Annotated in this window: 15 protein-coding genes; 10 read left to right on the forward strand and 5 right to left on the reverse strand. The window is 69.6% G+C overall.

What is annotated here, in order from left to right:
• Positions 1-966: 966 nt before the first annotated feature.
• Both WMF22_RS10705 and WMF22_RS10710 read right to left on the reverse strand, forming a co-directional pair.
• Positions 967-1,998 (reverse strand): AraC family transcriptional regulator, encoded by a 1,032-nt coding sequence (locus WMF22_RS10705; RefSeq protein ID WP_438035681.1) that lies wholly within the window; start codon positions 1,996-1,998, stop codon positions 967-969.
• Between the two features lie 119 nt (positions 1,999-2,117).
• Positions 2,118-3,374 (reverse strand): hypothetical protein, encoded by a 1,257-nt coding sequence (locus WMF22_RS10710; protein ID WP_438035682.1) that lies wholly within the window; start codon positions 3,372-3,374, stop codon positions 2,118-2,120.
• A 176-nt stretch (positions 3,375-3,550) separates the two neighbouring features.
• On the opposite strand from WMF22_RS10710, the gene WMF22_RS10715 reads away from it, so the two are divergent.
• The 3 genes from WMF22_RS10715 to WMF22_RS10725 all read left to right on the forward strand — a co-directional run bounded on the left by WMF22_RS10715 (position 3,551) and on the right by WMF22_RS10725 (position 8,503).
• Positions 3,551-3,724, forward strand: coding sequence for a hypothetical protein (locus WMF22_RS10715; protein WP_438035683.1), 174 nt, complete (start codon positions 3,551-3,553; stop codon positions 3,722-3,724).
• Between the two features lie 156 nt (positions 3,725-3,880).
• Complete coding sequence (locus WMF22_RS10720; protein ID WP_438035684.1) at positions 3,881-5,227, forward strand: sigma 54-interacting transcriptional regulator; 1,347 nt, start codon at positions 3,881-3,883, stop codon at positions 5,225-5,227.
• Between the two features lie 33 nt (positions 5,228-5,260).
• The gene (locus WMF22_RS10725; protein ID WP_438035685.1) at positions 5,261-8,503 is read left to right on the forward strand and encodes a serine/threonine-protein kinase; all 3,243 of its coding nucleotides are present in this window, start codon (positions 5,261-5,263) and stop codon (positions 8,501-8,503) included.
• On the opposite strand, the gene WMF22_RS10730 is transcribed toward WMF22_RS10725, so the two are convergent.
• Entirely contained in the window at positions 8,492-10,009 is a 1,518-nt protein-coding gene (locus WMF22_RS10730) for a hypothetical protein (RefSeq protein ID WP_438035686.1), read from the reverse strand. The genes WMF22_RS10725 and WMF22_RS10730 overlap by 12 nt on opposite strands.
• Positions 10,010-10,778: 769 nt before the next feature.
• On the opposite strand from WMF22_RS10730, the gene WMF22_RS10735 reads away from it, so the two are divergent.
• Complete coding sequence (locus WMF22_RS10735) at positions 10,779-12,680, forward strand: hypothetical protein (protein WP_438035687.1); 1,902 nt, start codon at positions 10,779-10,781, stop codon at positions 12,678-12,680.
• Between the two features lie 246 nt (positions 12,681-12,926).
• On the forward strand, positions 12,927-14,489 hold the full coding sequence (locus WMF22_RS10740; protein ID WP_438035688.1) for an RtcB family protein: 1,563 nt from the start codon (positions 12,927-12,929) through the stop codon (positions 14,487-14,489).
• Between the two features lie 78 nt (positions 14,490-14,567).
• Here the strand turns inward: WMF22_RS10740 and WMF22_RS10745 are convergent, their stop codons facing one another.
• Complete coding sequence (locus WMF22_RS10745) at positions 14,568-16,232, reverse strand: glycoside hydrolase family 43 protein (protein ID WP_438035689.1); 1,665 nt, start codon at positions 16,230-16,232, stop codon at positions 14,568-14,570.
• A gap of 181 nt (positions 16,233-16,413) precedes the next feature.
• On the opposite strand from WMF22_RS10745, the gene WMF22_RS10750 reads away from it, so the two are divergent.
• From WMF22_RS10750 to WMF22_RS10760, 3 genes are all read left to right on the forward strand, one after another.
• On the forward strand, positions 16,414-16,746 hold the full coding sequence (locus tag WMF22_RS10750; RefSeq protein WP_438035690.1) for a hypothetical protein: 333 nt from the start codon (positions 16,414-16,416) through the stop codon (positions 16,744-16,746).
• A gap of 78 nt (positions 16,747-16,824) precedes the next feature.
• Positions 16,825-17,244, forward strand: a complete 420-nt coding sequence (locus WMF22_RS10755; RefSeq protein ID WP_437299013.1) for a hypothetical protein — start codon at positions 16,825-16,827, stop codon at positions 17,242-17,244.
• Between the two features lie 276 nt (positions 17,245-17,520).
• A complete protein-coding gene (locus WMF22_RS10760; protein WP_438035691.1) occupies positions 17,521-20,598 on the forward strand; it encodes an outer membrane protein assembly factor BamB family protein in 3,078 nt (1,025 codons plus the stop codon).
• A gap of 63 nt (positions 20,599-20,661) precedes the next feature.
• Here the strand turns inward: WMF22_RS10760 and WMF22_RS10765 are convergent, their stop codons facing one another.
• Entirely contained in the window at positions 20,662-21,588 is a 927-nt protein-coding gene (locus WMF22_RS10765; protein WP_438035692.1) for a LysR substrate-binding domain-containing protein, read from the reverse strand.
• Between the two features lie 355 nt (positions 21,589-21,943).
• Here WMF22_RS10765 and WMF22_RS10770 point away from each other — a divergent pair, with 355 nt between their 5' ends.
• Positions 21,944-22,399, forward strand: coding sequence for a DUF6640 family protein (locus WMF22_RS10770; RefSeq protein WP_437299016.1), 456 nt, complete (start codon positions 21,944-21,946; stop codon positions 22,397-22,399).
• Positions 22,400-22,414: 15 nt separating this feature from the next.
• Entirely contained in the window at positions 22,415-23,047 is a 633-nt protein-coding gene (locus WMF22_RS10775) for a HupE/UreJ family protein (protein ID WP_437299017.1), read from the forward strand.
• The last annotated feature ends 79 nt before the right edge of the window (positions 23,048-23,126 follow it).

A 23,126-nucleotide genomic window follows, 5' to 3' on the forward strand; every position in this document is an offset into this window, starting at 1 on the left:
TCCTCTCCGGGAACTCTAGCAACACCCAGACGTTCGCCCGTGTCAAGCGCCGCGTGGCGGGCGAGAGCCGGCACGTTCTGCTGCCTGGTTCCCGCGGCGAATCGGATTGACTCAGCGCCATGGGCTGGCATCGTCCGTCGCGGACGAGGCATCGCCATCGCCGCGCTCGCCCAGCCGTCTCCCCATCGCGCCGATCGGCTTGCCGCCCTGGCACGTAGGGTGCATGGCTGGGCGCGCCGGCGCCGCCACGGCGCGCGAAGGTGCGTCCGCCAGTCCCACATCGGCGTCGCACTCGGCCGCCGAACGTCTTGCCGGCGTGCCGCCGCGCGAAGCGTGGTCGGCACCAGCGGCTTGTTGGAGGGGAGACAGAGAAAGGGAGAGTACACGGGGAGACGGGGAGGAGAGAGAGCCCAACGGGGAGAGGCGGAGAGGTGGGGACCATTCTTCGGGCCTGCTCGATCGGGGTCGGCGGCTTTCATGGCACTCGTTTGCATGTGGCGCCCGGCGATGTCAATTCCGCGCAACCAGAGCTGGCCCCGCGTCGATATATTGGGCATGAGCATCGATTGGGCACAGGGAAACAGGGAATCGTGAAGATTGTGAGATCTGTCCGAGCGAGTCATCGGAACGTGTATCGAGGTGCACCGTGACCTCGGCCCGGGCTCCTCGAGTCTGCCGACGAATAATGCTTCGAGCCGACCGAGGTCGGGGTGGCTCCACGGGTTGTGACAGCTTCGGGGGCGCGCATGACGCAGCGGTTCACCCATGTCGAATCGTGGCTAGGACATCGATCACGTTGATCGAGCGAGAAATTAGCCGCCAAGGCGCCAAGGACGCCAAGAACAAAACAGAATCTTGGCGTCCTTGGTGCGCTTGGCGGTTCAAATTCCTGTTCTTTTCCGGGGTTTCAACCCGTTTGTCGCTCTAGCGATGCAGCCGCGGACGCCGTCCCAGCGTCGCCCCCGCTCACGTCCCCTGATTGCCCGCTGCCCCCCTCGCGCCCCGGAGCTCGCGTGGAGGGCAGCCGAACCAGCGCCGGAACGCGTGGCTGAACGCGGTCGTGTCCGAGAAGCCGAGCCGGAGCGCCGTCTCGGTCACGCTGCTCCTCGCCAGCAGGTCGGCCGCGCGGTCGCGGCGCACCTCCTCGACCAGCTTCCGGAAGCTCGTCCGCTCGACCGCCAGGCGCCGGCGCAGCGTCCGCTCCGTCGTGCCGAGGGAGCGCGCCACGTCGTCCAGCGTCGGGATCGCGCCCTCGGCGCTCGAGAGCGCGCGGACGAGCTGGTGCCGCACGCCGTCCGCGATCGACGGCGGCGCGAGCTGCTCGCAGAGGGCGCTCACGCTCCGGCACAGGTACTCCCATAACCTCTGGTTCGCGCCCGCAGGCACCATGTCGAGGACCTCGCGGCGGAACACCATCCCGTCCCAGGGCGCGTCGAACCGCACGGGGCAACGGAAGAACTCCAGGTGCGCAGTCCGGCGCGGCGGCGCCGCGTGGCGGAAGCTCACCTCCAGCGGCGTGAGGTCGTCGCCCGCCATCTGCCGCAGACAGCCGAGGTTCTGCGCCAGCGCTGTCTCGTTGGAGAGGCGGTGCCCCAGCGTGAGCGGCCGCAGGCGATGCCACCGCACCTCGGCGCGCTTCGCGCTCTCGACCGTCTCCCATCGGCCCGAGTCGGTCAGGAGCGCGCTGTACCGCGCCGCGGTGTCGAGCGCATCGCGGATGGAGGGCGCGGTCATGATCGCGAAGCCGAGCACATGCAGGTCCTCCACCCTCGCCCGCTGCGCGACGCGGATCGGCAGCGACGGGTCGTCCAGCGTCTGACCCAGATACGTCCACAGATCGAGCAGCCGGTCGATCTCGATGCGCCGCTCGGGATCGGCCGCGAGCGGCGGCAGGCGCGCGGCGCGCTCCATCGCGCCCAGCCGGATGCCGTCGCGGAGCCCGAGGTCGACGACCAGCCTGGCCACGGACGTCATCACGGTGGGCAGCGGGCGGTGCATGCGCCCGCGATTATGCAGGATCCGCACCGGAGGTCGCTCGCCGGCGTTCGCCGCGGCGCAAGAGCGCGGCGGGGCGAGCGCGCTCTGACGCGCCGATCAGGGCGCAGGCACCGCGGGTGTCAGGGGCTGGTGAAGCCGAGGAGCCCGTGGCCGACGAGGAGGGTCGTGATGTTCGGAGGCAGGGAGGCGGCGTTCGCGGGGGCCGCCCACCCTTCGCGCATCAGCGCCGTCCGGATGCGCGAGATCGGGGAGACCTGGTGGGCCTCCTGGAGCAGCTTCATCGCCTCGGCCGGGATGGTCAGTGTGCCATCACCTCCCAGCGCGACGCATTGAATCTCGACCTGCTTGCGCGCGGGCGGGGGCATCGCGAACGGCGACGCGCCCTCGACGTCACCGTCCGTGCTGGTGAGGCGCACGATCGTGGCCTGCGCCGGCCCGCAGCTGCCCCCCGGGCCGCCGCAGCCGAGCGTCAATGGGCTTCCGTCGAGCGGCACCGCGACGAGGGCGGCCGCCGACGCGGTGTCGGGAGTGAACGCCTCGCCGGCCACGATGGGCGCGCTGTCGGGGAAGTCGAAGGCCATCTCGCCGCCGGGCGAGATGCCCACGACGACCTCGTCGCCGCCCTCGATCGGGTTGGTGGGGTTGTTCGGAACGGGCCCCGCCCCGGCGAGGACTGTGTACTCGGCCGCGAAGGCTTCCTCCGCCGCGCCCTGGTTGACCACGATCGCCGTCGTGCTCGACTCCACGGCGACGATGGGGAACGCGCCCTGGTTCTTCACGTTCGCCGCGCCGGTGACGCGCAGGTAACGGCCGACGTCGGCCGCGGAGAACGTCGCGCCCTCGATCGTGTAGGCCGCGGTCCCCGTCTGACCCGGCGCGACGCTCGCCTGGCCGGTCCCAGTCGACGTCGGGCACACATAACCCGAGCCAGCGAAGCGGCACGCGATGGGCCCGCCTTGGAGGCCGGCAATCGTGATCTCGCCTTGATCCGTCAGCGCCGGCGGCGGGCTGTCCTCCGTGTCGTAGACCCACGCCTTGCATCCTTCGACTTGCCCGGGCCTCTCCTCGTAAGTAGGAGGCCTGGACGCGGTGAACAGGACTTGCACAGTGAGGCCGTGGCCCGCTTGAGGCACCCCTTGAATCGATATCTCCTGGATAGAGATGATCCCGTTGTGCGTCGCGACCGGGGCGCAGCGGTCCGAGCCTCCTTCACCGGAGCTCGAGGAGCCTCCTTCACCGGAGCTCGAGGAGCCGCCCTCGCCGGAGGCCGACGAGCCGCCGTGCCCTGCGCTCGTCGAGCTGCCGCCGGCGCCATCCTCATCCGACATGGGGCAGCCCCCTGCGACAGCGAGGGTGGTGGCGAGCGCGAGGGCCATTGAGCCCCTCCTTGAATTTCGCGACAGTTCCATTCGACCGATCATGGCTTTGAGCCTCCACGCGTCCGGCGAGGCGCGACGCGCGCCTGCGCGGCTGGACATGTGGCAGATCTAGCGATCGGCCTGATGAGCTGCTTGGTCGCGCCGGCCAGGGAGTTGGTCGAATCGGCCAGACGATGGCCTCGCGATGCGCTCCGCTCGCCGAGTCGAGGCCTTGCCCGACCTTCCCCGAACGATCCCTCGCGATCAAGGCGCGCAGCGCGGACGACGGGTCGGTCGAGCCCCCCGCCCGGATGCTCCTGTGCGCCGCGCCGTGCAAGGTGCTCGCGGCGTTCCTGGCCGATCGGTGACCAGACGCGGCGCACGCCCGCGGACGATGACTAACCCGCGCGGCAGCCGCTCGGAATGCCGCCCGTGGCATATTGACCGCGTCTGCCCGACTGGGTACGACTGGGTTCGTGCCTGGTGAACCTGATCAACGAACGCTATCCGCCACGGGCGGACAGTTGTATCTGGACAATTCAGGCAACGGCAGCTTTTTGTTTCTGATCGCGGACAGCCATCGGCCGCTCGCGTCGTCGGCGCGCATCGCGCTCGATGACGTGGAGGAGGTCGTTATCGGCCGCGGCAATGCCCGGAGGCTGGAGGTCGCGGACAGCGGCTCACGCCGGCGCGTCGAGATCCGGCTCGACGACCCATGGCTCTCGTCGAGGCACGCGCGGATCATGCGGGTCCTCGGCCGGTGGTGCTTCGAGGATTGCGGCTCCAAGAACGGCAGCATCCTCAATGGGGCGCCGAGGAAGCACGCCGAGCTCGCGGAGGGCGACGTGCTCGAGCTGGGCCGCACGTTCTTCCTCTACCGCGCGGCGATTCCCCGCGGCGCCGAGCAGGTCACGCTGCTGGAAGCGTCGAGCCTCGCCGCGCACGTCCCCGGGCTGCTCTCCCTCATCCCGTCGCAGCTCGAGATGTTCGAGCAGCTCAGGGTGGTGGCGGCCTCCACCATCCCCGTGCTGATCCAGGGCGAGACGGGCACCGGCAAGGAGGTCATGGCGCGCGCCATCCATTCGCTCTCGGGCAGGCCGGGCGCGTTCGTGGCGATCAACTGCGGCGCGCTGCCGCGGGATCTCGTCGAAGGCGAGCTCTTCGGGCACAGGAAGGGCGCCTTCTCCGGGGCGACCGAGGATCGCCCCGGGCTCGTGCGCAGCGCCGATCGCGGCACGCTCTTCCTCGACGAGATCGGCGACCTGCCCCTGTCCGCCCAGGTGGCCTTGCTCCGCGTGCTCCAGGAGCGCGAGGTGCGCCCCGTCGGCGGCACGCGCTCGATCTCCGTGGACCTCCGCGTCGTGGCGGCCACCCACCGGCCGATCGAGCGGATGGCGGCCTCGGGCGACTTCCGCTCCGACCTGCTCGCGCGCCTCTCCGGTCACGCCGTCGAGCTCTCGCCGCTCCGGGCTCGCCGGGAGGACCTCGGCCTCATCCTCGGCGCGATCCTCCGGCGCGCCGACGCAGAGCGCGCCGAGCACATCCAGCTGCACCCGCGCGCGGCGCGCGCCCTCGTCACGTACGGCTGGCCGCTCAACGTGCGCGAGCTCGAGCAGTGCATCACGACCGCGGCGGTGCTGGCGCAGCGGGGCACGATCGAGCTCGATCACCTGAACAGCGCCCTGAGGCGCAACGCCGTGGGCGCCGCGGAGCAGGGGGACGATCCGACCCGGCCCGAGGAGCTCAAGGCGCTCCTGCGCGCGCACAGCGGCAACATCGCTGGCGTGGCGCGCGCCATGGGCAAAGCCAGGATGCAGATCCATCGCTGGTTGAAGCGCTACGAGATCGACCCCGATGAGTTCCGCCACTGAGGTGCTGCGCCGCGGCCGCGGCGTGAGGCGGGCATGACGCCGGACACCGTCGTCGCGGCTCGCTACCGCGTCCTGCGCCGCCTGGGCGCCGGCGCGATGGGCGCTGTCTACGAGGTGATCGACCTCCAGACGGAGCGCCGGCGGGCGCTCAAGGTGATGCACCCGCACACGGTCGATCGCGCCGACCTGAGGGAGCGATTCGCGCTGGAGGCCCGCGTGTCCGGCCAGGTCGACAGCCCCGCGCTCGTCGACGTCGTCGACGCGGGCGTCGATGACGCCACGGGGACTCCATTCCTCGTGATGGAGCTGCTCCGGGGGGAGACCTTGAGCGAGCGGCTCGCGCGCGCGGGCGGTCACGCGCCGGAGGAGGTGCTTGTTTATCTCGCTCAAGCCGCGCCGGCCATCGACAAGATGCACCAGCTCGGCATCGTCCACCGAGACCTGAAGCCGAGCAACCTGTTCCTGGAGCAGCGAGAGAACGACGCCCCGCGCATCAGGATCCTCGATTTCGGCGTGGCGAAGGTGCTGCGCGAGGGCGCGACGCGCGGCTCGACCGGCGCGGCCGGGACGCCGATCTACATGGCGCCGGAGCAGTTCCAGAACGGCAGGATCACACGATCCGCCGATATCTACGCGCTCGGCATGATCGCGTTCACGCTCCTCGTCGGCAGGCCCTACTGGGAGGACGAAGTGGCCATAGGCGACAGCCCCGTCGCCTTCGCGCTCGTCGCGCTGCAGGGCCCCAAGGAGCCTGCGTGCGAGCGCGCCGCGCGGTACGGCGTGACGTTGCCGCCCGCGTTCGACGCGTGGTTCGCGCGCGCCACGGCGCTCGCGCCGGGCCAGCGCTTCCCGACCGCGGGCGCCGCCGTGGGGGCGCTCGCGCGAGCGCTCGGCGTGCCAGGCTACGAGCTGCCAGCACAGCAGGCCGCCGGGGCCGAGGCGCGCGAGGGGACGCCACCCGTCGACGAGCAATCGACGTGGACCGACACGTTCCAGTCCGACGGGCATCGGGGCGGGAGCGAGGCAGCGGGACGAACGGACCCGGTGGCCGCCGGCGCAGGGGGGCCCGGCCCCGCGCCGCCTCGCTCCGAGCCCGAGAGCGACGCGCCGAGCGCGAGCTCCGCTCGGCCGCCGCGGGCCATCGTGCATCGGTCGCGCCGGTGGCGCTGGATCGCGGCCTCGAGCGTCGCGCTGGCCGCCATGGGCCTGGGCGCCACCCGCTGGGTGTTCCCTCACCGGCAAGCGCCTGCTCCTCCACCCGCCGTCCTGCGATCTCCGCTGGAGCCCGACAGCGCGGTGCTCGCCTGTCCGATCCTGGAGGCCTCCGGGGTCGAGGAGCCGGCCGGCTGGCTGGGAGCGGCCGCGGCGGCGACGTTGTGCGAGCGGGCTCGGGTCCTCCTCGGAGGCCGCGCGGCGCGCACGCTGGTCCCTGCGGAGCTGCTCTCGCTCCCGCGGCCGCACGCGGACACGGCGCCGATCGATCCCTATGCCGGGCCGGAGGCTCGCGCGCGATCGCTGGACGCGGCGCGCAGGAGGGGAGCGGCCTATGTGGACGGGGCGATCGTCCTGGAGCCGTCCCGCGCCTTTCGGCTCACGGTCACGCTGCGGGCCGCCGACGGCAGGGAGCTCGCGTCCTCGGTCGGCAGGGCGAGCGCGCTCTATGAAGCCGTGAGGAACGCCATGGATCCCTGGGTCGATGCGGGGGTGTTGCCAAAGGCCCAGCGCCTCGACGACGCCGTGGCCGATTACTCGAGGGCGCGCACGGTCGACGGGGCGCTGGATCTGCTCGACCTGACGCTGGCCATGACCCACAACGCCGGCGGGCTCCGACAGGAGTGCGCCCGGTTCGAGGCGCGCGGCGGCGGGCTCGCGGAGATGGGGCCAGGAGAGCGCTTCCGCTGCGCCTACACGCTCGGCGAGCCCGCGCCTGGGGTCGCGCTCCCACCGGCCAGCGCAAACGCCTCACCGGGTGAGCTCGCCGCGCGCGCCCGCGTCGATCTCATGATGCGGCGTACCGTCGACCCGACGGCCGTGGCGGAGCTCCAGCGCCTCCATGATCGCGAGGCGTCGGCCTGGGGGCGCTCGACCCTCGCGGCGACGATATCCTGCCTGCTGCCGTCGCCCGACGAGAAGCGCGCCACGGAGAGGACGACGCTCGCCAAGGACATGGCGTTCAGCGCGGTGCAGGCCGAGCCGAAGAACCCGATCGGGGAGTGGTGCGCGCCCTGGGTGCAGCTGGCGACGGTGACGCACGGGACCCCGAGCGCGGCGAGCGCGTTGCAGGGAATGCGGGCCTGGATGCCGTGGGAGGCGTACGGGTGGCTGTTCGAGGACTCCGGCCCTGCAGCGGCCGAGGCTCCCGCGCGGCAGGCTCGCGCGCGCGCCCTCACGTTCGCGCGGCGTGCCTATGTCCTCTCGCCCCTGGACATGAATGTGGCCGACACGCTCGTCGAGCGGCTCCTCCAGGAGGGAGCGCGCCAGGAGGCGCGCGGGATAGCGCTCGCGGTGGGGCAGGGAAGCCAGGTGCTGCACAAGGTCGGCGGCGAGCTCCTCCTCCTCCGCGTCGAGGCGAGCGAGGCCGGCGTCGGCGCCGCCCTCGAGCGAGCGAGGCGCGCGATGGCCATTTCCCCCGGCGATTCCGGGTTTGTTCGCGTGCAACGCCTCCAGATCGCCTGGCGCGCGCTGGAGCTCGCGCTCGTCCTCGGGCGCGAGCGCGAGATCGCCGACCTCATCGTGTCCCGCTTCCTCGACCCGGAGCCGCCCCTCCTCGAGGGCACCCACATCAGCGTCCCGCTCCGCATGGGCGCCGTCTGCGCCCGCGCCAGCCGGGCGGTGACGCGGCGTTGCTTCGAGCGGCTCCGCGAGCTCCGGGTCAGGTTCCCGGAAGGCGAGCTGCCGAACACGGAGAGCTTCATCACGGGCGCCGAGCGTCATGCCAGCGGAGACCCGAGGGGCGCCGCGCTCGCGTGGCGCCCGCTGCTGCAGGAGCCTGAGCCGTTCGTCGAGGTGCTCGGCGACGCCATGATCGCGACGTACGAGCGCGAGGGGGAGCACGAGCTCGCGGACCGGCTGGAGCGGGCGATCCCGGACGACAGCGAGGCCCTGAACGGCGCGAGCCTGAAGACGGTGCGCGAGGCGGAGCGCGCGGCGAGGCGCGGGGACAGGCAGAGGGCCCTCGCGCTCGCCCAGCAGGTGATCAAGGCCTGGTCTGCGGTGGACGCCCCTGTCCCGGCGGTCGAGTCGATGAGGCGGCTCGCGGCGAGGCTACCTGAGTGAACGGTCGATCACCCAGCCTTTGAACGAAGAGGAGCACCCGGAATCGCTCCTGAGATCGCATGGATGGTTCAAGTAGACCGTGACGGGGTATCTCCAGTTCGCGCCCGCCTCATCACACGGCGTGTAGATGGCTCGCCTGCCGCCAGCAGACCTGGTGCAGGCGCCCGGGTTCCCATTGAAAGGCGAGCATGCCTTCGGCTCATGGACGAAGCACTGCGCGGCCGCATCGGGCGCAGGGAGCGCGCAGAGCCTGTCGGCGAGGTTCGCCGCCCCTTGATCCCAGTCCTCGCCATAACACGCGTACTGCTTGTCGAAGAGCACCCCGTCGGGCCGAGCATCGCTGGGCACCGAATCGAAGATATTCCCATAGAACGCGCCCTCGCGGTACCTGAACAGCTCCGCCTCCTTCGCCGGATACCTCACGCCATCGCCCGAGCCTTCGACTTTTACATCGACCGCAAAATTTCGCTCCGACAGCATCACGCTGAAGTACCCGATCTGTTCGAAGGTGGGATTCGCCTCATCGACAAGGCGTGTGCCGGCAGGGCCATTCGCGGGGCACGTGAACTCGACCGTATCGCCAGGAACGTCGAGCGCGTCGCTCTTGATGTGCTTGATGTACCTGCTCCGAGGATCTGCCGCGGCGTAGTCCACATGGTTGCATCCATGGATGCCCGCGCATACACGCACGAACACCGGAGATGGGCGGGCGTGGGCCGAGTTGAGCTTGAGCTTGACCGTCCTCGGCGCTGTATCGCCTGACCTCTGGGCCAGGCACTGCCCGACGTAGCGCGCCGACCACCCGCAGTCGCTCGTCGCCTGATCCGGTCTGCCGACAGGGTTGCAAGCGGCGAAGCTCTCGATCACCGTGGCCTCGCCAGTGCTCGTGTTCCGCTCGCGAGACCTTGTCTCGGCGGGGACCTTGTCATGGAGCGCGACGAGATCCCCTGGGCCGCGCATGGATACAACGACCACCTTGTTGAGCGCGTTCACCCGGGCGAGCACGCCGGCGGAGACCGCTTGCAGGCATTCCGGGGATGGAAGGTCGTTGAACCAGTCCCCGAGCGGTCCCCCGCCGGCGCATGCCCCGATGTGCCCGCTCCACTCGTAGCGCTTGTTCCCGACGCGGGCCGACACCTTCTGGCCTTCCTTCAGGGCAAACGATACGATGTAGTGCATCAGCTGGACGGCGCGAGGCTCCAGCGTCGGGTCCTGCGAGCTGAAAGGCTTGACATCGTCGAGCTTCAGGCTGTTCAGCTTGCTCACCTTGAGGCGCTCGAGCAATTCGCTGTTCGCGCGGAGCGCCTCCGCGCTGATGCCGTTCTTGGGCATGCCGTTGTGAGGCAGCTGCCCCGGGGGAGCGACCGGCTCTGTTGGCCCACCCGTGGACGCCGGCGTCACGGGCCCTTTGGGGTTCACCGTGACGACGCACCCGCCGCACCCCAGGAAAGAACCCACGCCGATGCAGGCCAGCGCCATGTACAAACGGCTTACGGTCACAGGCATTCTCCTTCTCCTGAACTCGAGTCGCGAGGTGAGCGCTCCTCGTGGGCGCGCATCCTTGCACGGACGCGCGGCGGTTGGCCAGCTGGCCCCATCGATGCTGAATGGTTCTTGCCGCCGTCGAGGCATCTTTCGTGCCACGGTGTACGCTGCGCGGCATTGCCCACCAGCGTGGCTGGAGCCTGCTTCTTACCGCGGGCGGCACGTTCGCCGTCCCATCGAGGCAGCCCCGAGCCCCGCCTGGCGCGCCCAGCGCCTGCGATGAACCGGGGTGTTACGCCGGTGATACACCGTGTTGCGCTGCGGAGAAACGCGCCGCGCACGTGTCCCCGCAACAGGTCGGGCGCCCCGCTGTTGCACCGCGCGGCGCGGAGCCAGCGGGGCGTCACAGGACGGTGACGGTGACCGATGCGCCGGGCCGGCGGTCCGTTTCGGCGTGAAGCCACGAACGATGCGCCGCCATGGAACGGCACGTCCGGCCCTGCGGCATCACCCCGTCGAGGCGCGGGTGTCCGCGTCTGGCACGCGCTCGAAGGGCCAGCGCTGGCCACGCGCGATCGTCCGTCCGGTTGGCACCGGAGCTGCAATACCGGCGAGCGTCTGCCCGACCGGGCGGTCAGGCGCCCGGATGGCCATTTCTCGGCCCGGGATGCGTGGCCAGGGGCGGGGGAGACGTCCAGCTCTGCGTGAGGATTGCAGACGTCTGGATCTTCTCGTCACGCGCGGGCGCCTTTCGCGCCGCGCGCACCAACGACCAGCGATGGAGAATTCCATGAAGAATCGAACGATAGGCGCGGCGTTGACCTGCGCCCTGCTGTTGACCGCCTGCGGCGCCGAGCCGGAAGAGCCGGAGCTCGCCGGATCGAACAGCGACTCGCTCATCGTGGCGCCCTCCAGGCGGGCGCCCAAGGTCGATCAGCTGTACCTGCGGCTCGCGTCGGATGGCGTCGGGGTGCTCTCCCTCGAGTTCGCGCCGAGCGACCGCAAGCGTGTGCTCGAAGAGAACAAAGGCACGGCGTTCCAGATGAGCCTCGACGCGCGCGAGAAGGCGGTCACCTTCAACGACTCGGGGATGAAGCCGGATCTCAAGGCCGGAGATGGCTTGTTCTCCGCCTCGATCCCCATCGACCTGGAACGGCTGAGCCAGATCAACAGCGAGATCTCGAAGCTCAAGACCCGCACGCTCCAGACGTTCGAGCCGGGGTCGCGTTTCGCCGCCAAGCCCATCGAGATCTCGCAGACCAGCGCGATCGACATCGAGGCGCTGAAGAAGGGCGCGACCATCCGTTTGCCCAACCTCGCGGAGCTCGGCCCCTTGCGCACGCTCGGCGGCGTGACCACGGCCGCCATCAACCCGCAGAAATCGCTGCTGATCCGTTCACTACCGGTGATCGAGGACCCGGCGCGCACCATGAACCCGTGCGACTCGATCGCCGCGAACGCCCCGCTCAAGAAGTGGACCTTCGGCTACCTGATGGAACAGATGGCCATCGGCTCCGGGCTCACCGCGAGCCAGTTCGTCGAGCAGTGGCTGGCTTCCTGGCGCACCCAGCAGATCGTCAACGCCAGCTCGGGGGGCCTGGTCCTCGACGCCACGAGCGCGGCCGCCGCGGCGAACGTGGACAGCATGATCATCAACCCCTGGCGCCAGCGGAGCGGCGGGGGCGCGTTGAACCTCAGCATCGCGCCGTTTCGGCTGCAGGCCATCCTGTATCGCCCCGACCTCGCGCAGAGCTCGCCCTACCTCGGCGGGGCTGCCGGCAACAACGGAGGCGAGCTCCGCTTCGTCTTCGGCCTGATGGAGGTCCGCGACGGCAATCGGGACGGCGACGCCAGGGACGGCGTGGACACCTGCCAGCCGATCGAGGCGGCGGCGATCTTCGAGTACGGAGTGCCCATCACGAGCTGCGGCGACATCAAGGACTGGGCGAACAAATGGGTCAACCTGAGCGCCCTGCTCCCCGGCGACCCCGCGTACGGCACGTCGCTCGAGGCGCTGACCGAGCAGGTGGTGAGGAACGGCGCCGCGCCGGGCAACCCCAACCAGAACGCGCTCAACCAGCTGCGCACGAACGAGATCGATCTCACGGGGATCTGGCAGATGCGCGAGTTCGTGATCCGCCCCGGGAGCGGACCTCTGCAACAGACCACCACCAAGAACAACCCCCGCGAGCACCAGGCGAGCTTCACGTCGGTCCCGGGCACGACCCCGGCGCCGATCGATCTGAACGGCAGCGACGCGCTGCTCACGGAGATCCTGGCCTCCATGAGCCCCGGCTACACGATGCCCGAAGACCGCGGCGGCGTGCCCTTCATGGGCGGCGCGTCGACCTACAACGCCGGGACCTTCTGGGATCACAAGGAGCTGGACACGCCGGCGGAGCTCGAGGCGCGCTTTCGGTTCTCGTCCAACACGTGCAGCGGCTGCCATACGGGCGAGACGGACACGCTCTTCTACCATATCCGCCCCGCGGGGCCCGGCGGCGTCCCCAGCATCTCGGCCTTCCTGCAAGGCCCGCTGACGGTGACGGACAACCGTGGGCTCACCCATTCGTTCGCGGAGATGGACAACCGCAAGCAGGCTCTCGCGAGCCTCGCGAACCAGTCGTGTTCGTTCCGCGTTGGAATCCCACCCTTCCAGGTGTTGCGGCTGCCGCTGCTGAGCGTCCACTGAACCGCGATGAGCGCGGGGCCCGCGGCGACCGAACACGCCGCCCGGGCCCCCGCGCCCCCGCGCCAGCCGCGCAGGTGGAGCCGGCCGGCGCCGCTTGACGACCGGCGTTCCTGGTTTATAGTGAGCCCCGCTGCTGCGGTGTGCGATCCCCTCGTTCGCGCACCGGGTCCAAATCGGGGGAGAGTGAGCCGCGGCCCGTCGCGTGATCGCGCCGGCCGCGTGCGTCTTCGTGGATTGGACAGCAGCATGGTTGGCAAATTGCATCTCGATGCGGTGGTGCGTCGCCTGGATGGCGCGACGGCCCGCATCGAGAATCCGTTTGGGATCCCGATCACCCTCGTGGCCAGGGAGGATGTCGTCGTCGAGGCCGACGGCATCGAGGAGCTCCTCCGGTTCGCCTCGCTCGAGGGCACGCTCCGCGATCTTCAGGCCTGGGAAAAGGCCGGCAGAATTGCCCCGTTCTGGGGCGGCACGGCCGGCGAGATCCGCTCCATCGTGCTCACGCCCGACTTTCACAAGGGCGCGGGCATCCCCGTGGGCACCGTCGTGGATGCCCGCGGGTTCGTGGTGCCGCAGGCCGTCGGCAACGACGTCTGTTGCGGCATGCGCCTGCTCGCGACGGACGTGGACCGGGACGAGCTCGCGCCGCACATCGGCGCCCTGAAGCAGCGGCTCCGCGCGATCTTCTTCCAGGGCCAGCGCGATATCCCCATGTCGCCGCGCCAGCGCGCGGCGATGCTCCGTGACGGCCTGTCCGGGCTGCACGAGACGGCGGCGGACAACGCCCGCACCGGCCTGTGGGCCCACTACGATCCTCGGGCCCAGCGCGCGGATCTCGATCGTGTGCACTTCCACGGCGGGCTCCCCGCGCGTGGGACGTTCGCGTTCGACGCGTACATCCAGGCGTCGGGCCGGGCGGACGGCCGTGACGTCCAGATCGGCACGGTCGGCGGCGGCAACCATTTCGTCGAGATACAGGCCGTCGACGAGCTGGTCGACGGCGCGACGGCGCGCTCGTTCGGGCTCTCGAAGAACGCCGTCACGATCATGGCCCACGCGGGCTCCGTCGGGCTCGGACACGCGGTCGGCGGTTATTTCAACGAGCGCGCCCGCGCGCTGTACCCCGCGGGGGTGCCCCATCCGGCGCACGGCTTCTACGTGCTGCCGGCGGTGGGCCCCCACGCCAACGAGGCCTCCGTCTACCTGGACGCGATGCGGAACGCCGCGAACTTCGCGTTCGCGAACCGCCTCTTCCTGGGCCTCATGGTGGTGCGCGCGATGCGGGAGGTCCTTGGCCGTCACGTCACGAGCTCGCTCGTGTACGACGCGCCGCACAACCTCATCTGGGAGCCCGACGGGGCCGAGCCGCGCTACCTGCACCGCAAGGGCGCGACGCCCGCCGGGGGACCCGACGGCGAGGGCGGAGCGTTCTCGTACACCGGCGACCCGGTGATCATCCCCGGCTCGATGGGCGACTCGAGCTGGGTGCTCGCGGGCGCGGGGCACGCGGCGCTGCTCGCGAGCGCGTGCCACGGCGCGGGCCGCAGCCTCACGCGCGGCCGCTCCGCGCACGCGGACGAGGACGTCTACCGGCGCGCGGTCGAGAAGCTGCACGTCGTGACGCCGCTCGACCCCGACGCGCCCCAGGTGCGGCGGCGGCGCGACATCCTCGCGAAGTACCACCAGCGGATGAAGGAGGAGGCGCCGTATGCCTACAAGCCCATCACGCCGGTGGTGCGCTCCGTCGAGGAGGCGGGGATCGCGCGGCGCGTGGCGCGACTCTGGCCGCTCGTCACGGTCAAGGGATGACGGCACGAGCCGGACGACCGCGCCGCCCGCGAGCGGGCGCCTGAGGTGCGCCCGCTCCTGGTTCCACCCGCCGAGCGCCTACCGGCGCCGACGCCCGAGGACGAGCGCAGAAGCGGCAAGCCAGAGGGCGGCGGCGAGCCCGCCGCCCCCGGTGCTCGCGCCCGCCCGGCAAGCGCACGAGCCGTCCGAGTCGTCGCCGGCCGCGTCGTTCCCACCGGAGGGGCCGGCGCTGCCGCTGCTGCTCGGGCCGGCGGAGCCGGTCGTTCCGCCGGTGCCTCCGGTGACCGAGCCGCCGCTGGCCGAGGTCGTGCCCCCGGCGGCGGCGCTGCCGCCGGTGCCCGAGGTCGCGCCCCCGGCGCCGTCGCTGCCACCGCTGCCGCCCGCTCCCGGGTCCGAGCCGCCGGCACCGCCTCCGCCGCCGTCGCCCCCGTCGCCCGGCATGGTGGGTCCGGTAAACCGCCACCAGTTGAACTTGAAGAGGTCGCCGCCGCCACCGACGAACTTCAGGAACAGGTCGTGTTTCCCGCTGCCCCCGCTGACCGCGCAGGTCTTTGTGGTCCAGGACGACGCGCCCGAGACGTCGCACGTCCCGAGGAGCGTGCCGTTCTGACTGTCGAGGTGGAGCTCGATCTTCGCGTCGCCGGCTGCGGACGATACCCGCGCCTCGAAAGAGGTCACGCCGTCCAGGAAATCGACGTCCTTCACCTTGATGTAGTCGCCATTGCTGATGGACGTTACGTTCATGCCGGCGCCGGTGTCGGTGCACACCTCGGTCTTGAGCCCGGACGAGAAGGCGATGGTCTCGGCCTCGACTTGCTTGAACGGATCCAGCGTGTCGACGGCGGACGGTCCGTTCGTGGACATCATGATCTTCGGAATGCTGCCGTCGGCGCCGTAGGTGAACTCCTCCACGCAGACCGAGCGCTTGAAGTCACTGCCGCCCGGCAATGCGCTGTTGTGATAGAAGAAGTACGAGTGCCCCTTGTAGTCGACGATGCCGGCGTGGTTGGTGTAGGTCCGGCCAGCGCCCATGATGTCGCCGCGGACGGTCCAGGGCCCGGTCGGGCTGTTGCTGGTCGCGTAGCTGATCTTCTCGGTCCCGGCGATGGCGGCGTAGACGAGGTAGTACAGCGACCCTCGCTTGTGGAGCCACGGCCCCTCGGTGAAGCCGTTCAACGGCACCTCGGTGATGCTTCCCGAGGTGCTGATCATGTCCGAGTTCAGCTTCACGTGCCGGAGCTTGGCATTCCCCCAGTACATGTGGGCCTGTCCATCGTCGTCGACGAACACCGTCGGGTCGATGTTGCCGCCTCCGGGCGCCACGGCCAGCTCCTTTCCCAGCGGGTCCATGAACGGACCTGCCACATTGTCCGATACGCCAACGCCGATCTTCGCGCCGCTGTTGTTGTTCAGCGGCACGTACAGATAGTACTTGCCGTTCCTGGCGATACCCTGCGGCGCCCACGCATTGTCGGTTCCCCACTTGAAGGACTTGTAGCCCGCCACCGAGCCGTGGTCCGTCCAGTTGACCATGTCCGTGGTGGAGTATAGCCTCCAGTCGTTCATGGTGTAGAAGTTGTTCACCGTGACGTCCTCGTCGTGGGACGTGTAGAGGTACAACCTGCCTTCGTGCACCATGGGCGCGGGGTCGGCCGTGTAGAAGGTCTGTACGATCGGGTTGTCCGCCCGAGCGGGGGAGGGGATCGCGGCGACGAGGCCCAGCGCCATCGCCGACAGGGTCATTCTTCTTGCTCGGTAGAACGTTGTATTTAAGCGCACGTTGAATCCTCTCGCGAGCGAAATTGCCGGCGCCCCGCACCCCTGGTGCTGACTCGACGGAGGCGCCATCAATGAGAGGACAGCCCACGCAAAGGCACGCAGGACGACCCCCCCAGGGCAAAGCACAAGTATACCCTTTCGAAATGTGAACGATCACATTCCGGGTGTCAAACCCAATCGACCGGCCCGGGCGGGATCCCCGATCCCGAAGGGACGACAGCGCTGGCGGGCTCTTCCGGAGCGCCGCGTCACAGGGGGGAGGGCGCCGGACCGCGGTGATCGCAGGCTCGACGCGCTCGATGCCGACCTGCGCACGGACGGCTGGCGCTTCGATGTCGGCCTGCGCACGGACGGCTGGCGCTCGATGCCGCAGGCGGCCGGCGCCCCGGGTATCGCCTCTTGTGCGCGTCTTGTGCGCGAGGACTCGAGCGCGCGCTCCGGCCAAGAGCTCGCCTCATCCTCGGCCGATTTGGATTGACGTCGGCAATGTGAACGATCACATTTGGGGCTGCAATGGGGGGTTGAGCTTGCCTTTCACCGGATCAGGAGACGCCAGATGTCGTTGAGCATGAAGCTGATGGGGGCCATGATCATGAGCGTCAGCATGGGCTTTGCTGGCGGCTTTGCGAGCGCAGCATGGGCCGCGGGCGCGACGGCGGACGTCCCCGCGTCGGTCGCCGAGGGGAAGGATTTCGGCTGCGGCGCCAAAGGACAGAAGGCCTGTCCGATGCAGGGCTGGATGAAGACGGTGATGCAGTCGGCGACCACGAGCGGCGACGGCGCGAAGATCGCGTCGGCGCTGGACTATGTGGCGTCGAAGCCGCCGCCCGGGATGCCGAAGTGGGTCGCCATCTCGAAGGACGGCGCGGAGAAGGCCAAGAAGGGCGATATCGACGGCGCCAAGGCGAGCTGCAAGGCCTGCCATGATCTGTACAAGGCGGAGTACAAGGCGAAGCTCCGCGACGCCGCCTTCTGAGGCGCCGCGCTCTGCGCTCGCCTTTGTCTGTTGACGCTCACGATGGTTGATGCTCGATCGCGCGGGCTGTTCGATGGCCATCGCGGGGGTGAGCGCTCCCGGTCACGGCCGTGATGGTCGGCTCAGGACGAGGTGGCGTTCGAGGCGTGGGGTGGCCACGAATCACGCGCGGGAGACGGCGCTGTGGCCGCGTCTCCTTGTCCCTCGGCCCCCGGACGCGCGTCGTCGCTCGCTCGCGGCATGAATGCGGCGTCTGCCTCGAGCATCAGAGGCGGGATGGCAAGACCGCTCGAGTCCATCGGTTCGCCTTCCGGGCTTCACCGGCGTGCCTCCGCCGCTCTGCTCCTCGCCGCCCTCGGCCCCACGAATGAATGCGGTCCGAGCGGGCCCGGCAGCAGCAGCAGCGGCGGCTCCGCAGGCCACGGCGGCGGCTCCGCAGCCACGGGCAGCGGCGGCTCCGCAGGCCACGGCGGCGGCTCCGCAGCCACGGGCAGCGGCGGCTCCGCAGGCCACGGCGGCGGCTCCGCAGGCCACGGCGGCGGCTCCGCAGCCACGGGCAGCGGCGGCTCCGCAGGCCACGGCGGCGGCGACGAGAGCACCTCGACCGGGAGCGGCGGCTCGCCGGCAACATGCGTGCCGGGATCCATCGTCGCGTGCTACTCCGGCCCCGAGGGGACCAACGGCGTCGGGCGCTGTACGGCCGGGACGCAGACCTGTCGTCCTGACGGCTTCGGCTACGGGCCCTGCACGGGTGAGATCACCCCTGCTGCGGAGGTCTGCGCCACGCCGCAGGACGAGAGCTGCGACGGCGACCCCCATTGCCTGCAACCGGCCGCCTGGGCGCGCGGGTTCGGCATCGAGCCCACCACTCCCACATCGACCATCGCCGTCGACGCCATGGGGAATTACTACATCCTCGGCGCCTTCAAAGGAACGGCCGATTTCGGCACCGGCCCTCTGACCAGCGCCGGTGACAGCGACATCTTCCTTCTCAAGCTCGACCCCTCGGGCGCGCCGCTCTGGAGCAAGCGCTTCGGCACCCCCTTGCGCGAGACAGGAGATGCCCTGGCCATCGACGGAAACGGCAACGTCCTGATCGTCGGCAACTACGAGGACGACTTCTCTGGCATTGTCATGGACCTCGGCTTCGGCGGGTGCGCCCTGCCGGCTCCGTCCGATCGTTCCGGGCAATTCATGGCCAAGCTCGACCCCGACGGCAATCACATCTGGAGCGATGGATTCCGCTTCTACCCTTCGCATCCTACCTGGGCGACGAAGGTGGCCATCGATGCTCTCGACGACGTGTACGTCGCCATCGGGTTGGAGGACGCGACAGCGGTGGTGAAGCTGGATGCGATGGGCGATGTCCTCTGGAGGCGTAGCACTCCGGGCAGCCCGAGCTTCCACATGAACCTCGCGCTCGACAGCGCCGGCAACGTGGTGACAGTGAATGAAGCAGGTGTCGATGGCAACTTCATCGCCCTCTACACGTACGTCTCGAAGCTCTCTCCGGATGGGGATTTGCTCTGGTCCCGGAGATTGGACGACTACGGATTCCGTGGCAAGGTGGCGGTCAACTCGGCGGGCGAGATCCTCGTGCTGGTCGAGGGAGCCGTCATCAAGCTGGATCAGGACGGCGAGGAGGTGTTCACCCAGCCCGCCCGCCACACCGGCAACGTCGCGGTCGACCCCGCGGACAACATCTTCCTCGGCGGGGGTGGGCTCACGATGCTCGACCCGAGCGGCACCGAGCTCTGGACGCGCGACTTCGCGGCCTCTGTAGCGGACATCGCCATCTCCCCGAACGGCGCGGTCGCCGTCACCGGCGTTGTGAGCGGCCCTGTGGACTTCGGGACCGGCCCGATCGAGTACACAGAAGGCTGGGATATCTATGCTGCCACATTCAATCCGCCGGCGAGCGGCGCGAGCGGCGAGGGAGGAGGCAGCGGCGGCAGCGACGGCGGCGGCAGCGACGGCGGAGACCCATCCGAGACGTGCGTGCCGGGCTCGGTCATCGCGTGCTACTCCGGCCCTGCCGGGACCAGGGGCGTCGGACCCTGCGCTGCGGGGACGCAGACCTGCCGGCCCAGCGGCCTTGGCTTCGGCCCCTGCGTGGGCGAGGTCACGCCTGCCGAGGAGCTCTGCTCCACGCCGGAGGACGAGAGCTGCGACGGCGAGCCCCATTGCCCCATGCTGTCGTGGGCGCGCGGGTTCGGCAGCACCGGCGCCGACGAGGGCCTGAACATCGCGAGCGACGCCGCAGGCAACTACTATGTCGCCGGCAGCTTCACAGGAACCGTCGACTTCGGCGTGGGCCCTCTGACCTCCCCGCCCGGACGCCACTTCCTGCTCAAGCTCGATCCATCGGGCGCGCCGCTCTGGAGCGAGCGCCTGACGAGCGGCCACCCGCTCGTCATGGCCGTCGATGGCAACGGCGACCTCCTGCTCGCCGGCACATACTCGGGTGGCGGCGATAGGGTGCTGAACCAGTGCCTCCCCCCCTTCGAGCCGTCCCACAATACCGTAGCCTTCGTGGCCAAGCTCGACCGCGATGGCAAGGCCATCTGGAGTCAAGCGCCCATCTACACGTCGGACGCGATCGAGAGCTACAGCGTTCCCGAGCGGATCGCCGTCGATGCGCTCGGCAACACCTACCTGGTCTACGTCGACCTCTGGGCGAACGGCGCCTACCTGTCAAAGTTGAGCCCTGGCGGCGATGTCCTCTGGAAACACAGGATCACGCCCCCTCCCGGCCCGGAGGACTATTTCAGGTCCCTGGACTACGGCGCCGATCTCGCGATCGACAGCGCGGGCAACGCGCTGACCGTGACCGCACCGCAGGCCGACGCAGGGTATCTGACGGTCAGCAAGTTCGACCCGACCGGCGCGGCGCTCTGGAGCCGCCCGTTCGCGCCGGATCCGTCGATCCCCCCTGGCGGCGCGTGGAAGGCGGCTTGGTCGGTGGCCGTCAATGCGGCTGACGAGGTCTTCGTGGCCGGCATCACGGACGGGACCGTCGATCTCGGCGGCGGCGTGCTGCCCGCTGGCCCCGTGCTCCTCAAGCTGGACGCCGCGGGGGCCCACGTGTTCAGCGACTCGATTCCCTTCGGCGACGCGCTCGCGCTCGATTCCGCTGGTAACGTCGTCGTCGCCGGAGACGGGCTCGCCAAGCTCGACCCGAGCGGCGCCGAGCTCTGGACCCTCAGCTTCGGCGCCCGCGCACATGGCATCTCGATCTCGCCGAGCGGCATGATCGCCCTCACAGGGGCTGCGAGCGCGGCGGTCGACTTCGGGACCGGCCCCATCCCCCACGCCGGCGGCTCCGACATCTTCGTCGCGACGTTCAATCCCTGAAACCCATGGGGGGCGGGCGCCATGTCGGGGTGCCGCGCGCCGAGCTCGGGGCAAGCGTGGCGGCTATCGGGCGGTCGAGGAAGCTTGCGACCGTGAGGTGGCCCGATCCGAGGAGCCGGACGCTAGCTTCACGAAGGCGCGTACAGCGCCGGCGGTCTCGTCGGCGCGGCCGATCAGGAGCAGCTCGGCGAAGACGTCCTTCGGCGCGATGAACGGACGATAGACGACGCGGGGAACCTTCACCTGAATCAGCGGTTGTGGAGCCAGCGCCACGCCCAGGCCTGCGCCGGCCAACGACAGCATGCTCAAGGTGGTGTCGGCGCGGTGGACCCGGCGCGGCTCGCGTCCTGTCACGAGAATCAACCTCTTCAGCACGTCGCCGCCGGCCTCCTCCGATGGGAACATGATGAGCGGCTCTCCGGCGAGCATCTTCGGCGTCACGCGCCTGTGCGCCGCGAGCGTGTGCTCCTCTGCCATCGCGACCACCAGCGGCCAAGCGCCGATCGGCTGGACGCTCAACCGCGGATCTACCTTGAGAGCGAACGCCGAGCGGTAGCCGACGTCAACCTCGCCGGCCAACACGGCTTCCGCCTGCCTCGAAGGTGGCATCTCGCGCAGCTCGATCTCCGCGGCAGGATGGGCTTTGCGGAACGCTCGCAGGTGGTCCGTCATCTTGCCAGTGAGGATCGCGTTGCCCGCGTAACCGATGCGAACTTTGCCGATGTCGCCGCGCAGCGATTGCTGGACGATCGCCTTGGCCCGCTCCGCCTGCGCGACCGCCCGCTGCGCCTCGACGACCAGCAATGCGCCGGCTTCGGTCAGCTCCACGCGCCGGCTCGTCCGCACGAACAGCGCGCCGCCGACCTCGTCTTCGAGCGCCCGAATCTGCATGCTCAGCGCCGGCTGAACGATGTGCAGGCGCCGCGCCGCGCGGCCAAAATGGCGTTCTTCGGCGACGGCCAGGAAATAGCGAAGGTGTCGTAGGTCCACGACATTCGACCGTACCATGGATCAATCAGCAGATCAAATCGATCGATTGGATCAATCTATTGTTGTTTGGGTGAATGGGCGGCTATGATCTTCGTGATTCACCCGTGATTCACCCGTGATTCACCCGTGATTCACCGCGGAGAGCCCATGAATGATCATGTGCGGAAGGAGAAGCTCGGGCTCACGGCCGTGTCGTCCGTCGATGCCTCGGGCAAGCACCAGGTCCGCGGGTTCTTGGACCTGCACACGCACGCGCCGCGGCCACGTCCCACCGTTACCATGAATTCAACGCAAGGCGGCCGCGCCGAAGAGGGAAGCGGGCTATTCAACCAACGAGAGTCAGGAGCCTGTCACCATGAACCGAAGCACCCTGGGAAGGGTCGTTCTCACGTTCGTTCTGGCGAGCGGCGCCATCGTCGCTGTCGGCGTGGACTGGAATAAAACCCACCTGTTCAACCCTGCATGGCATGAGCACGCGCGCTTTCATGACGCCCTCATGCTGCTCATCCTGTGCGGCGTGTCCATCGTCGGATTGTGGATGGTGTGGCGGCGGTCCATGGAGCCGCAGATCGGGTTCAACGTGGCGGCCTGGATCGTCGTCATCATCTGGACGCCCTTCTTCTACATCACGTGGCTCATCCCGGGGACCAGCCTGCTCGCGGGACCCGAGGTGCCGCTCCCGGTCGTCGCGGGCATCCCTCTCTACCCGAACGTGCTCATCGCAGGGACCGAGCTCTTGCTCGCGGCGCTCGCCTACAAGCTCTTCCACAGCGATCCTGCATCGACGGCGGCGCGCGCGGCGAACGCCTGACGAGAGAGGCGCTTCATGAAATCCACGATCCAGAAGACGATGGGATGGGCTTCCTGTCCCGGCGCGCGCGCCCTGCTCGTCGCCGCGCTCGTCTCGTGGCCCTCCGTGAGCTGGGCGCACCCGGGCGGCGCCGATGCGGGATTTCTGAAGGGCCTCTTCCATCCGGTGTTCGGCGCGGACCACCTGCTCGCGATGGTGAGCGTCGGTGTCGTCAGCTCGCAGCTCGGTGGAAAGCACCTCCTCCGGATCCCCGCCACGTTCGTCGCCGCGATGCTGGTCGGCGGCCTCCTGGGAATGGCGCGATGGCCCATGCCCCTGGGCGAGCTTTGCATCGCGGCGTCGGTGGCGGCGCTCGGCCTCGGCATCGTCACCACGACCCGCGGCTCCTCACCGTTCCTGCTCTCCGGGTGCGTGGCGATGTTCGGCGTCTTTCACGGACATGCCCACGGCCTGGAGATGCCTCATGCGGTCAGCCCGGCGCTGTATGCCATGGGCTTTCTGCTGAGCACGACCGTGCTTCATCTCTGCGGTCTCGTCCTCGGCGAGCTCACCGCCGGTCGAGAGTCCCTGTCGCGGGGGCTGCGCTGGGCCGGCGCCGCCGTGATGGGGACGGGGATGGTCCTCCTGGCGCGCGGGGCCGGCATCTGACTGGAAGCGGCTCGCCGCGACGGATGGCGAGGGGTCCGCCCGCGGCGAGGACGTCGGTCAGAACTGCTTGAAGAACTTC

The sequence above is a fragment of the Sorangium sp. So ce204 genome (assembly GCF_051526795.1).
GTDB lineage: Bacteria > Myxococcota_A > Polyangia > Polyangiales > Polyangiaceae > Sorangium > Sorangium cellulosum_B.